This window comes from Streptomyces sp. CRCS-T-1 (genome assembly GCF_024442335.1).
Taxonomy (GTDB): domain Bacteria; phylum Actinomycetota; class Actinomycetes; order Streptomycetales; family Streptomycetaceae; genus Streptomyces; species Streptomyces koelreuteriae.
Genome location: NZ_CP101651.1, coordinates 7,255,764 through 7,268,147, shown reverse-complemented (window position 1 = coordinate 7,268,147; position 12,384 = coordinate 7,255,764). Strand labels below are relative to the sequence as shown.

Here is a 12,384-nt window from a genome sequence, read left to right as displayed (position 1 = left end):
GCACGTCCACTCCCGCGCACCGGAAGGGGATCCACGTGAGCGACCGGCACGAGCACTCCCACCCTCACCACCACCGGCACGGCCCGCGCCACCGGCTGTCCCATCTCCTCACCCCGCACTCCCACGAGACGGCCGACAAGGTCGACTCCGCCCTGGAGTCCTCGGCGCGCGGGATGCGGGCGCTCTGGGTCTCGCTCGCGGTGCTGGGTGTGACGGCCCTGGCCCAGGCGCTCGTGGTGGTCGTCTCCGGCTCGGTGGCGCTGCTCGGGGACACCGTGCACAACGCCGCGGACGCGCTGACCGCCGTACCGCTCGGGATCGCCTTCGTGCTGGGCAGGCGCGCGGCCACCCGGCGTTTCACCTACGGCTACGGGCGGGCCGAGGACCTGGCGGGGCTCGTGATCGTGCTGACGATCGCCGCGTCCGCGGCCTTCGCGGGGTGGGCCGCGATCGACCGCCTGCTCGATCCGCGCCCGGTCCAGCACGTCCCGGCGGTCGCCGTGGCGGCCCTCGTCGGGTTCGCTGGCAACGAGTGGGTGGCCCGCTACCGCATCCGGGTCGGCCGCTCGATCGGCTCGGCCGCGCTGGTCGCCGACGGGCTGCACGCCCGCACCGACGGCTTCACCTCACTGGCCGTGCTGCTGGGCGCGGGCGGCTCGGCCCTGGGCTGGCAACCGGCCGACCCGATCGTGGGGTTGGCCATCACGGCGGCGATCGCATTGGTTCTGCGGGACGCCGCTCGGGAGGTGTTCCGGCGGGTGATGGACGCGGTCGACCCGGCCCTCGTGGACCGCGCCGAACGGGCCCTGACCGAGGTCCCCGGGGTGCGCGGGGTGGGTGAGCTGCGGCTGCGCTGGATCGGGCACCGACTGCGCGCCGAGGTCGCGGTCGTGGTCGACGGCACCGTGACCGTGCGCGAGGCCCACCGCATCGCCGTCGACGCCGAACACGCGCTGCTGCACGCCGTGCCCCGCCTCACCGCCGCCCTGGTCCACGCCGACCCGGAGCCGGTGCCCGGCGAGGCCGACCCGCATCTGGCCCTGGCTCATCACACGGCGGCGTAGCTCAGGAGACTCCGAGCCCCTCCAGCACCACGGCTCCCGGCAGTTCCGCGAACGCCTTGCCCGGGACCAGCAGCTTGCCGCGCCGACGGCCGCTGCCGACCAGCACGTACGGCAGGTCGACGACGGCCGCGTCCACCAGCACGGGCCAGGCCTCCGGCAGTCCGAGCGGGGTGATGCCGCCGTACTCCATGCCGGTCTCGCCGGTCGCCGTGTCCATGCTGGCGAACGAGGCCTTCCGGGCACCCAGTTGACGGCGCACGACGCCGTTCACGTCGACCCGGGTCGTGGAGAGCACGACGCACGCGGCGAGCGTGGTCTCGCCGGCGCGCTTGCCCGCCACCACCACACAGTTCGCGGACCGCTCCAGCAGGTCCCGGCCGTAGTGCTCCACGAAGACGGCGGTGTCGGCCCACTCCGGGTCGGTGTCGACGTAGAGGATCTGGTCGGCGGGGACACTGCCCGGCCAGTGGCGTACGGCGTCGGAGACCGGGCCGGTGAGTTCGTCGAGGCAGGAGGGGGCCGGACGGGCGTCGTCGAAGTGTCCGATGGGTGCGCGCATGACCGCACGCTAACAACAGCGGACGGCCTCGGGGCCGGGCGTCTCAGGACACGGGCGGCACCGAGACGGCCATGACCATCTGCATCGGTACGTCGCCGGTGTTGCCGTACGTGTGCGGGACGTTGGCCTCGAAGTGGACGCTCGAGCCCGCGGGCACGCGGTACTCCACGCCGTCGGCGGTGAGGGTCAGCTCCCCCGCCGTGACATGGAGGAGTTCGGTGGTGCCGGCGGGGTGCGGGTCCGAGGGGCTGCTCTCGCCGGGCATGAGCAGCCAGTCCCACATCTCCAGCGGGCCGGGCGCCTCGGTGCCCGCGAGCAGCCGGTTGTAGCTGCCGGCGTCGGTGTGCCACAGCCGTACGGTCTGCTCGGCGGGGACGACGTGGACGTTCGGGCCCTTCTCGTGGTCGAGCAGAGTGGTGATGCTGACGCCGAGCGCGTCGCCGATCTTGACGACGGTGCCGAGGCTGGGGTTGGTGCGGGCCTGCTCGATCTGGATGAGCATGCCGCGGCTGACGCCCGCCCGGGCGGCGAGCACGTCCAGGGTGAAGCCGCGCACCGCGCGCCAGTGCTTGACGCTGCGCGCCAGGGACTGGGTCAGCAGCTCGAGGTCCGACACATTCCGTCCAATATTTTGTATGACACAGTGCAGCCGATTGCACTATGGTGTGGGTGGTTGACCTGATCGTTCACTGAACTGTACTGCGAGGCTTCCGGACCATGACAGCGCTCTTCGCCCTGGCCACCAGCCTGCTGTGGGGGCTGGCCGACTTCGGCGGCGGGCTGCTGACCCGGCGCACGCCCGCGCTGACGGTGGTCGTGGTCTCGCAGTCGATCGCGGTGGTCGTGCTCGGCGCGCTCGTGGTGGCGACCGGCGGCTGGAGCGAGGCGGGGCCGCAGCTCTGGTTCGCCGTGGCGGCCGGACTCGTCGGGCCGGTGGCGATGCTCGCCTTCTACAAGGCGCTGGCGCTGGGCCCGATGGGCGTGGTCTCACCGCTGGGTTCGATCGGCGTGGCCGTGCCGGTCGGCGTCGGCCTGGTGCTGGGCGAGCGCCCCGGCCTGCTGCAGTTCGTCGGCATCCTGGTGGCCGTCGCCGGTGTCTGTCTGGCCGGCGGCCCCCAGTTCCGCGGCGCGCCCGTGCAGCGCCAGGCGATCGCCCTGACCCTGCTCGCGGCGTTCGGTTTCGGCGCGGTGATGGCGCTGATCGCGGAGGCGTCGACCACGCTCACCGGGCTCTTCCTCGCGCTGTTCGTGCAGCGGGTGACCAACGTGACCGCCGGAGGAATCGCGCTGCTGGTGTCGGTGCGACGCGGATCGCCGGCGCTCCCGGCGGACGGCTTCCCCTGGCGCTCGCTGCCCGCGCTCGCCTTCGTCGGCCTCGCGGACGTCGCCGCGAACGGCACCTACTCGATCGCGGCGCAGCACGGCCCGGTCACCGTCGCGGCCGTACTGGCCTCCCTCTACCCGGTGGTGACCGCCGTGGCCGCGCGGGGACTCCTCCGGGAACGGTTGCGGGCGATCCAGGCCGCCGGTGCGGGACTGGCCCTGGTGGGGACCGTCCTCCTGGCGTCGGGCTGAGGTCAGGACCCCGGTTCCAGCTCCGCGAGACCGGTCGCCGCGTCCTCGTCCAGTTCGGCCAGCCGGGCCACCGTCTCCTCGTCCAGGTCGGAGAGCGCCCGCAACTGCTCGGGCGTGACGCCCTCCGGTATCGGTACCGGCGGCGGGGTGCGCAGCGGCGGCTGCCAGCCGTCGGCGGGGGTCCAGCGCCGTACGACACGGGCCGGCGCGCCCGCCACCACGGCATGGTCGGGCACCGTGCCCCGCACCACCGCGCCCGCGGCCACGACCACGTTCCGCCCGATCCGGGCGCCCGGCAGGATCACCGCGCCCGTGCCGATCCAGCAGCCGGGCCCGATCTCCACCGGTTCCATCCGCGGCCACTGCTTGCCGATGGGCTCGTGCGGATCGTCGTAGGAGTGGTTCGTGGACGTGACGTAGACGTACGGGCCGAAGTAGCAGTCGCTGCCGATGGTCACCGTCGTGTCCGCGATGACATGGCTGCCGCGGCCCAGGACGACGCCGTCACCGAGGCGCAGGATCGGGTCGGGGCCGAGATCGAGGTCCGGCATCAGGCCCGCCGTGAGGGTGACCTGCTCGCCGATGATGCAGTGGGAGCCGAGGTGGATCCAGGGCTCGCCGAAGACGGTGCCGAGCGGGAAGGCGAGTCTGGTACTGGTTCCCATCGCGCCGAAGCGGTAGCGCCCGGGGTGCTCGGCCGTCACGGAGCCCGTGCGCTGCGCCCAGGCCCAGCCCGCGTGGACGGCGCGCTGCACTAGGCCCCGCCGCCAGGATGAGAACGTGTTCTTGCGCTTCGGCACGAGGTCACCGTACTCAGCGGTAGCTCACCTCGCGGTGTCGGAGGCCTGTGATCTTCGCCCCACCGGGTGTCGTACGGTTTGCGCGTTGTCTACGACGTTTCTGGAGGCGGACATGGCGCAGCGGGCGATGATCACGGGGATCGGCGGCAGGGAGCCGCAGGTCGATCCGGAGGCGTTCGTGGCGCCGACGGCCTCGGTGATCGGCGGCGTGACGCTGGGTGCCGGGGCGAGTGTCTGGTACGGGGCCGTGGTGCGGGGCGACGTCGAGTCGATCTCGGTCGGCGCCAGCAGCAATGTCCAGGACAACTGCACGCTCCACGCCGACCCGGGGTTTCCCGTGACGGTGGGTGAGCGGGTGTCCATCGGGCACAACGCCGTGGTGCACGGGGCGACCGTCGAGGACGACTGTCTGATCGGCATGGGCGCGACCGTGCTGAACGGGGCCGTGATCGGCGCCGGGTCCCTCGTCGCCGCGCAGGCCTTGGTGCCGCAGGGGATGGTCGTGCCGCCCGGGTCCCTGGTGGCGGGCGTCCCCGCGAAGGTCCGCCGGGAGCTGTCCGAGGAGGAGCGGCAGGGGGTCACCCTCAACGGCACGATGTACGCCGAGCTGGCGAAGGCGCACCGCGAGGTGCACGCGTAGGTCGCGCGGCGGGTGCGGGGCCGTGGTGGCTTGTCGCGCAGTTCCCCGCGTCCCCGAGCGCGCTACTCCCCGGCGGCGACTGCCGGTGCTGCCTTCTTCGCCTTGCGCTTGAGCACCAGCATGGACGTGACACCGACCAGGACCGCCGCCACCAGGCCCAGCCACGAGAAGCGCTTCAGCCAGGACTCGGCGACGATGCCCACGTAGTAGATGACGGCCGTCGTGCCGCCGGCCCAGACGATGCCGCCGAGGACGTTGGCGATGAGGAACTTCCAGTACGGCATCCGGAGCACACCGGCCAGCGGGCCCGCGAAGATGCGCAGGAGGGCGACGAAGCGGCCGAAGAAGACCGCCCACATGCCCCACTTCTCGAAGGAGCGCTCGGCGGTGGCGATGTGGCCCTCGCTGAAGTGCCGGGGGAACTTCTTGCCCAGCCAGGCCAGCAGGGGCCGACCGCCCTTGCGGCCGATGGCGTAACCGATCGAGTCGCCGATGATCGCGCCGGCCGTGGCGCAGGCGCCGAGGACGACGGGGTCGATGTCGCCGTGCTGGGAGGCGAGCAGCGCGGAGGAGACCAGGATGATCTCGCCCGGCAGCGGGATGCCCAGGCTTTCCAGGCCGATGACCACTCCCACCAGTGCGTATACGGCGACGGCGGGTACGGTTTCGAGCCACTCCTGGACGTGCAACGCGGGTTCCTTTCCCTGAGCTTCCCTGCGGGCACGGGAAGCCTACCGGGTTGCAGGACGTGCCCCGCGACTCACGCGTTCCACGTCCACTCGGCGACTTCCGGCAGGTCGGTGCCGTGCTCGCGGATCCAGTCGTGATGGCGGGTACGGGCGTCGGCCATGCGCTGGCGTACGGCCGTGGCGCGCACCGCGAGGCCCGGGACGCGGTCGATGACATCCATCACCAGGCGGTAGCGGTCCAGGTCGTTGCGGACGACCATGTCGAAGGGCGTGGTCGTGGTGCCGGACTCCTTGTAGCCGCGCACGTGCAGCTGCGGATGCCCGGCGCGGCGGTAGGCGAGGCGGTGGATCAGCCACGGATAGCCGTGGTACGCGAAGATCACCGGCTTGTCGGTGGTGAAGAGACCGTCGTACTCGAAGTCGCTCATGCCGTGCGGATGCTCCTCGCGGGGCAGCAGCCGGGCCAGGTCGACGACGTTCACCACGCGGACCGCCAGGTCGGGCAGGTGCCGGCGGAGCAGGTGCGCGGCGGCCAGGACCTCCTGGGTGGGGACGTCACCGGCACACGCCAGCACCACGTCGGGTTCCCGGGAGCCGTCCTCGGTGCCCGCCCATTCCCAGGCGCCGGCGCCGCGGGCGCAGTGGACCCGGGCCTCGTCCATGGACAGCCAGTCGAAGCAGGGCTGCTTGCCGGCCACGACGACATTGACGTAGTCGCGGCTGCGCAGGACGTGGTCCGCGACGGACAGCAGGGTGTTGGCGTCCGGCGGGAGGTAGACCCGGACGGCCTCGGGGCTCTTGTTGAGGATGTGGTCGACGAAGCCGGGGTCCTGGTGGGAGAAGCCGTTGTGGTCCTGCCGCCACACATGTGAGGTCAGCAGGTAGTTGAGGGAGGCGATGGGGGCGCGCCACGGCAGTCGCCGGGAGGTGCGCAGCCATTTGATGTGCTGGTTGACCATCGAGTCGACGATGTGCACGAACGCCTCGTAGCAGGAGAACAGCCCGTGCCGGCCGGTGAGCAGATAGCCCTCCAGCCAGCCCTGGCAGAGGTGTTCGGAGAGGATCTCCATCACCCGGCCGTGCCGGTCGAGGTCCTCGTCGACGGGCAGCGTCCCGGCCTGCCAGGCCTTGCCGCTGGCCTCGAAGACGGCCTGGAGCCGGTTGGAGGCGGTCTCGTCCGGGCCGACCAGGCGGAAGTCGCGGCGGTCGGCGGTGTCCCGCATGATCCGGGCGAGGAGGTCGCCCAGGACCCGGGTGGGCTCGTGCGTGGTCGTGCCGGGCTTGTCGACCGGGACGGCGAAGTCGTCCAGGGACGGGACCGGCAGATCGCGGAGCAGCAGTCCGCCGTTGGCGTGCGGGGTGGCGCCGAGCCGCCGGGTGCCCTCGGGGACGCAGTCGAGGACGTCCGCGACCGGGCGGCCGTCGGCGTCGAACAGTTCCTCGGGCCGGTACGAGCGCAGCCAGTCCTCCAGCTGCCGCAGGTGTTCCGGGTTGTCGCGGACGCCGGACAACGGGACCTGGTGGGAGCGCCAGGTGCCCTCGACCGGCTCGCCGTCGACCTCGGCCGGGCCGGTCCAGCCCTTCGGGGTGCGCAGCACGATCACCGGCCACCGCGGGCGTTCGGTCGCGCCCTCCTCGCGGGCGGCGCGCTGTGCGTCGGCGATGCGGTCGAGGGCGGTGTCCAGGGCGTGGGCCATCGCACGGTGGACGGCGGCCGGGTCGTCGCCGCCGACATGGATGGGCTCGTGGCCGTAGCCGCGCAGGAGCGAGTCGAGTTCCTCCTCCGGGAGGCGGGAGAGCACGGTCGGGTTGGCGATCTTGTAGCCGTTGAGGTGGAGGACCGGCAGGACGGCGCCGTCGTGGACGGGGTCGAGGAACTTGTTGGCGTGCCAGGACCCGGCGAGCGGGCCGGTCTCCGCCTCGCCGTCGCCGATCACGCAGGCGACCAGCAGGCCCGGGTTGTCGAGGGCGGCGCCGTAGGCGTGGGCGAGGGAGTAGCCGAGTTCGCCGCCCTCGTGGATCGAGCCGGGGACCTCCGGGGCGACATGGCTGGGCACGCCGCCGGGGAACGAGAACTGCCGCATCAGCAGCTCCATGCCCGGCGCGTCCCGGGTCGCGTCCGGGTACTTCTCGGTGTAGCTGCCCTCCAGCCAGGAGTTGGCCAGGACCGAGGGCCCGCCGTGGCCCGGACCCCAGACGCACAGGGCGTCCAGCTCACGGTTCTTGATCACGCGGTTGAGGTGGGTGTGGACGAGGTTGAGCCCGGGTGAGGTGCCCCAGTGCCCCAGCAGTCGCGGCTTGATGTGCTCGGGCTTGAGCGGCTCGGTGAGCAGGGGGTTCGCCAGCAGATAGATCTGACCGGCCGCCAGGTAGTTGGCGGCCCGCCAGTGGGCGTCCAGCCTGCGCAGCTCCTCGTCGGTCGGTGCGGTCCTGCTGTCCTGGCGCGGGGCCTCGGGCATGAGTGACTCCCTGGGGTTTCTGCGACGGCCTCAGGAGGAGTACCAGTTTGTTCCGGTTCGATGCCAGGCGCCCGTCGGCCATGCGGCGGGGGCCGTTCGGCACCCGTCGTGTTTCAGCCGCCCACCCGTACGCTCGTGCGCAGCCGCCGATCCCGTGACGACGCCCCGATCCAGAGGATGCGCCGGCCGGTGCCGAGCACCCAGTCGTGCATCTTCGGGTCCCAGGAGGAGAGGGCGCGCGGCTCGACGCGTACGGTCACGCGCCGCTTTTCCCCCGCCCGCAGGGAGAGCCTGCGGTACCCGGCCAGGACGCGGACCGGCTGGTCGAGCCGGAGGTCCGGGGCCGGTCCCGCATACACCTGCGGCACGGCGACACCGTCACGCGGGCCGGTGTTGCGGACGGTGAAGGCGACATCGAGTCCGTCGGCGGTCCAGCGCGCGTCCGGATCCGTGTAGGCGAAGGTCGTGTACGACAGTCCGTGGCCGAAGGGGAACAGCGGCGCCACGTCCTCGGCGTCGTACCAGCGGTGGCCGACGTGGACGCCCTCCGTGTAGTGCTCGGTGCCGTTCACGCCGGGGTAGCGGCGGGGGTCCCCGGCGACGGGATGGTGGTCGTCGTCGGCGGGGAAGCTCTGGGTGAGGCGGCCGCCGGGATCGCGCTCCCCGAAGAGGACGGCGGCGGTGGCGGCCGCGCCTTCCTGGCCCGGGTAGTACATCTGGAGCACGGCGCCGGTGCGTTCCAGCCACGGCATCGACGTGGCGGAGGAGGTGTTGAGGACGACGGTGGTGCGCGGGTTGGCCGCCGTCACGGCCTCGATGAGCCGTTCCTGGTTGCCGGGCAGGGCGATGGTCGTACGGTCCTGGCCCTCGATGGCGTCCTCGTAGGCGAACAGGACGACGTCCCGGGCGGAGCGGGCGGCTCGTACGGCCTCCGCGACATCCTCGGCCCGGGTCGCGGCGGTGACGCGGCGCAGCCGGAACAGCTGGCCGGTGTCTCCGCCCGGTGCGGTGATCTTCAGCCGGTGCGTTCCCTTGGCCGGTTTCAGGGTCCTGCGGCGGACGGACAGGCCGTCGGCCGCGTGGGTGAGCAGGCCGCCCATGAAGTACTCGTCCCAGCCGGGCACCAGGGGGAACAGTTCCTCTCCGTCGAGGAGGACCTTCGGGCGGAGCGGGGGCGTGCCGGAGTAGTGGAGGACGAACGTCCAGTCGTCTCCGGCCTCGGCTTCGGTCACCGTGAGGGTGCCGTCGTACGTCCAGGTGCGGCCGGCGTCGACGCGCCGGCCCTCGGTGTCGAAGGCGGGGTCGAGCGCGCTGGGCGGGAGGGGCTTGCCGAAGGCGTCCTCGCCGAGGGCGTAGGTCACCCGTGCGGCGCGCGTCCGGATGCCGTCGAGGGGGCTGTCGGCGTGCTCGGGCACGACATGGGCGCTGCCGCCGCCGCTGACCAGGGGCCGGGCGCCGGTCGGCCCGATCACCGCGATGCTCCCGCCGGCGGTCAGGGGCAGGGTGCCGTGGGCGTTGCGCAGCAGGGTGGCGCCCGCCTCGGCGACCTCGCGTGCGACGGCCGCGCCCGCCTTCGCGTCGCGGTCGGGGCGGCGCGGGACGGTGTCGCCGAGCAGTCCGAAACGGTCCATGACGGTCAGGACGCGGCGTACGGCCCGGTCGACGTGGCGTTCGGGCACGCCGCCGTCGCGCACGGCCGAGGTGAGCGGCGTGCCGAAGTGGGTGCCGTCGGGCATCTCCATGTCGAGGCCCGCCATGAGGGCCTCGCGGGTGCTGTGCGCGGCGGACCAGTCGGTCATCACCCAGCCGGTGAATCCCCACCGCTCGCGCAGGACGCCGGTGAGCAGCTCCTCGTTCTCGCAGGCGAAGGTGCCGTTGACCTTGTTGTACGCGCCCATCACCGCGCCCGTGCCGGCCTTGACGGCCGCTTCGAAGCCGCGCAGCTCGGTCTCGTGCAGGGTCCGTTCGTCGACGCGCACATCCACCGAGGTGCGGTCGCGCTCCTGGTTGTTGAGCGCGAAGTGCTTGACGGTCGCGATGAGTCCCTCACCCTGGATGCCCTCGATCTCGGCGGCGACCAGATGCGCGGAGAGCAGCGGGTCCTCGCTGAAGGTCTCGAAATTGCGGCCCGCGTACGGGGTGCGGATGAGGTTGACCATCGGGGACAGCAGCACGTCCTGGCCGAGGGCACGCCCCTCCCGTCCGATGACCTGGCCGTAGCGCCTGGCCAGGTCGGGGTCGAAGGCGGAGGCCAGCAGGACGGGGGCGGGCAGGGCGGTGGCGTGCCGGGTGACACGGACACCGGCCGGGCCGTCGGCGAGACGCAGGGGCGGGATGCCGAGCCGTGCCACTCCGGGGACGTAGCCCGCCTGGCCGAGCGGGCGCGGGTCGGTGGCGCCGTGCAGCAGGGAGATCTTCTCGTCGAGGGTGAGCCGGGCGAGCAGCTCCTCGACCCGGGCGTCGGCGCTCCGGCCGCGTCCCTCCCGCGCGTGCGCACGGGAAGCCGGGGCGAACCCGCCGGTGGCCGCCGCGACCACGGCGACCGCCCCGCCGAGCAGACGAAGGGCGGACCGCCGGGGGAAACGGGAGACGGAGTCGGTCATGAACGCACTATGCGCCCGCCTCGCCGTCACCTTTCGCCGGACACCCGGTCAGGTCGGGTGAACTCACCTCTCGTACCGGGGCCGGGGTCACCCCGCCGGGTGACCCGCGGCCTGCCGACGGGTCACCCACCAGATGCCCCGGGCGCTACGGAAGCGTCGCGGCGTGCAAGGTCAGCGCGGTCCTTGCCACGTCGGCGGTCACCCGCCCGACCACCTCGGAGCCGGGCGCCGCACGCGGGTCGGGCTCGTCGCAGCAGCCCACCTGGGCGATCCGTGGCTCGTAGCGGTCCGGCGGTGGCTGCTGCTCGGACTTGGCCCGCGGGGACTCGGGCGGGTGTGCCGAGGGGGCATCGGCGTAGGGCCCCTTCTTCTCCTGGCCGTTCTCCCGCTTCTCTTGGCCGTTCTCCCGCGGTACGGCCCGGGAGTCCTCGGACCGCTCCTTCCGCGACTCCCCCGCCTCCTCGCGGGAGACCGCCGGTTCCAGCGCCCAGCGTTGCGCCTCGGATCCGTCGCGCCCGGTGACGATCACATGCCGGTTCTTTCCGGGGGCGACGGCCAGTCCCTTGCCGCCGCGCGGCAGGAGTTCGCCGCGCACGGTCAGGTCGTAGCGCACGACCCCGGCGTGCACGAGACATCCGGCCAGGCCGACCGACCGCTCGGCGGTGTCGGAGCCGAGGCAGAGCGTCGGGTCGGCGGCGCTGGTCAGCAGGCCGTCGTCCCGGTACGACCACAGCGGGGACCCGTCGGAGCAGGCGGTCAGCAGGACACGGGCGTCGCTCCGGAGCCGGCCGCCCCGGACGTCGAGGCACAGCCCGGCGTCGAGGTTGCGCAGCCGCCCGCGGGCCACTTCGGCGGGGTTGCCCGCGGACGCGGCCGACGGAGCGCCGTCGGCCGAGGACGACTCCCGGGACGACGCCCCCGCGCCGCCCGCGTCGACCGAATGACCGCTGACCGCTCCCCAGGTGACCTCGGGGCCGGCGGTACCGCCCTCCTCCGACCAGCCCCGGGCCGCGAGCAGGGTCGCGAGCAGCACGAGGGAGGTCAGCCCGACCGCGGCGGCCAGCGCCTTCGTGTGTTTCCTCGGGGTCCCGAGCCGGCCGCCCGCCGGCAGGGCGTGGGCCCGCGAGCGGTGCCGGCCACCGGCCGGGGATGCCGGAAGGGCGCTGGGGCCTCCGTCCCGGCCCGGCCGTGATGCGAGGTAGCGGCGGGCGCCCCAGCCGAGCACGGTCTCGACGAGCAGATCCTCCAGACCGCCCTCGAAATGGCTGAGTTGCTCGGCGGCGTGCCGGCAGTAGCGGCAGGCCATCAAATGCCGTTGCACATCCGGCAGCAGAGCCCCGCCGCGGCGCATGGGAACGTCCAGCAAGCGGTTGTAGTACCGGCATTCCTGTGTCGGCGCGAGTTCCCGGTGCGCCCGTACGCACCCCGTCCGGAATTGCTCGCGCGCCTGTTCCAGAGCGGCCGACGCGGTGCGGGGGTCGACCCCCAGCAGACCGGCCGGTACGGATATGGGCTCGGCCTCGACCTCCGTGTGCCAGAGCAGGCATTGGGAAGCCGCGGGAAGAGACCGGAACGCGCGTTCCGCCAGGCGCCGCCTTTCGGCTGTCGTGGACCGGGCGGCGCGCAGCCCTCGGGCGCCGACGGGTTTGCGGAGTTCCGGCAGTACGACGGAAATGCCGTCGTCGGCGGCCCACTCCCCGACCAGGTCCCGCACGGCCGCGAGCAGCCGGGGTCGCAGTGCGCCGACGCCCGGTCCGGCGAGCTCCCGGCGGAAAGCGGCCGCGGCCGCCATCGACGCCGAGTCCGCCGAGGACGCCAGACAGATCACGGCGTACTCATGGACGGCCCGCCAGTGCCGCGAGAGCAACAGCGCGACGGCGCGCGGGCCTTCACCGGGTTCGCCGACCCGGGCGAGAAGATTGCGGTCGGACTCCGCCGGCCCCGCTCCGGGTCGCGGCGGGTACGGCGGGCGTGGGGGGTACGGGGATTGCACGG

10 protein-coding genes are annotated in these 12,384 nt (G+C 73.0%); 3 read left to right on the top strand and 7 right to left on the bottom strand.

Going from position 1 to position 12,384, the window contains the following annotated elements; all coding sequences use genetic code 11:
- Positions 1-35: 35 nt before the first annotated feature.
- A complete protein-coding gene (locus NNW99_RS32960; protein WP_215122792.1) occupies positions 36-1,064 on the top strand; it encodes a cation diffusion facilitator family transporter in 1,029 nt (342 codons plus the stop codon).
- A 1-nt stretch (position 1,065) separates the two neighbouring features.
- On the opposite strand, the gene NNW99_RS32955 is transcribed toward NNW99_RS32960, so the two are convergent.
- Both NNW99_RS32955 and NNW99_RS32950 read right to left on the bottom strand, forming a co-directional pair.
- Entirely contained in the window at positions 1,066-1,623 is a 558-nt protein-coding gene (locus NNW99_RS32955) for a YbaK/EbsC family protein (protein WP_215122791.1), read from the bottom strand.
- Between the two features lie 43 nt (positions 1,624-1,666).
- Positions 1,667-2,239, bottom strand: coding sequence for an XRE family transcriptional regulator (locus tag NNW99_RS32950; RefSeq protein WP_215122790.1), 573 nt, complete (start codon positions 2,237-2,239; stop codon positions 1,667-1,669).
- A 101-nt stretch (positions 2,240-2,340) separates the two neighbouring features.
- On the opposite strand from NNW99_RS32950, the gene NNW99_RS32945 reads away from it, so the two are divergent.
- Entirely contained in the window at positions 2,341-3,198 is an 858-nt protein-coding gene (locus NNW99_RS32945; protein ID WP_215122789.1) for a DMT family transporter, read from the top strand.
- A gap of 2 nt (positions 3,199-3,200) precedes the next feature.
- Here the strand turns inward: NNW99_RS32945 and NNW99_RS32940 are convergent, their stop codons facing one another.
- Entirely contained in the window at positions 3,201-3,998 is a 798-nt protein-coding gene (locus tag NNW99_RS32940; RefSeq protein ID WP_215122788.1) for an acyltransferase, read from the bottom strand.
- A gap of 112 nt (positions 3,999-4,110) precedes the next feature.
- On the opposite strand from NNW99_RS32940, the gene NNW99_RS32935 reads away from it, so the two are divergent.
- Positions 4,111-4,638, top strand: coding sequence for a gamma carbonic anhydrase family protein (locus tag NNW99_RS32935; protein WP_215124538.1), 528 nt, complete (start codon positions 4,111-4,113; stop codon positions 4,636-4,638).
- A 62-nt stretch (positions 4,639-4,700) separates the two neighbouring features.
- On the opposite strand, the gene NNW99_RS32930 is transcribed toward NNW99_RS32935, so the two are convergent.
- The 4 genes from NNW99_RS32930 to NNW99_RS32915 form a co-directional block, all read right to left on the bottom strand.
- Complete coding sequence (locus NNW99_RS32930; RefSeq protein ID WP_215122787.1) at positions 4,701-5,327, bottom strand: DedA family protein; 627 nt, start codon at positions 5,325-5,327, stop codon at positions 4,701-4,703.
- Between the two features lie 71 nt (positions 5,328-5,398).
- Positions 5,399-7,786 carry a phosphoketolase gene (locus tag NNW99_RS32925; RefSeq protein WP_215122786.1) on the bottom strand — a complete coding sequence of 796 codons (2,388 nt, stop codon included), beginning with the start codon at positions 7,784-7,786 and terminating at the stop codon, positions 5,399-5,401.
- A gap of 113 nt (positions 7,787-7,899) precedes the next feature.
- The gene (locus NNW99_RS32920) at positions 7,900-10,389 is read right to left on the bottom strand and encodes a beta-glucosidase (RefSeq protein ID WP_215122785.1); all 2,490 of its coding nucleotides are present in this window, start codon (positions 10,387-10,389) and stop codon (positions 7,900-7,902) included.
- 145 nt (positions 10,390-10,534) lie between these two features.
- Complete coding sequence (locus NNW99_RS32915) at positions 10,535-12,382, bottom strand: RICIN domain-containing protein (RefSeq protein ID WP_251057990.1); 1,848 nt, start codon at positions 12,380-12,382, stop codon at positions 10,535-10,537.
- Positions 12,383-12,384 lie beyond the last annotated feature (2 nt).

What these genes read in the sequence shown, in the direction of transcription:
- NNW99_RS32955 (WP_215122791.1), bottom strand. Translation starts at nt 1,623, where the DNA reads ATGCGCGCACCCATCGGACACTTCGACGACGCCCGTCCGGCCCCCTCC.
- NNW99_RS32945 (WP_215122789.1), top strand. Translation starts at nt 2,341, where the DNA reads ATGACAGCGCTCTTCGCCCTGGCCACCAGCCTGCTGTGGGGGCTGGCC.
- NNW99_RS32935 (WP_215124538.1), top strand. Translation starts at nt 4,111, where the DNA reads ATGGCGCAGCGGGCGATGATCACGGGGATCGGCGGCAGGGAGCCGCAG.
- NNW99_RS32925 (WP_215122786.1), bottom strand. Translation starts at nt 7,786, where the DNA reads ATGCCCGAGGCCCCGCGCCAGGACAGCAGGACCGCACCGACCGACGAG.
- NNW99_RS32920 (WP_215122785.1), bottom strand. Translation starts at nt 10,389, where the DNA reads ATGACCGACTCCGTCTCCCGTTTCCCCCGGCGGTCCGCCCTTCGTCTG.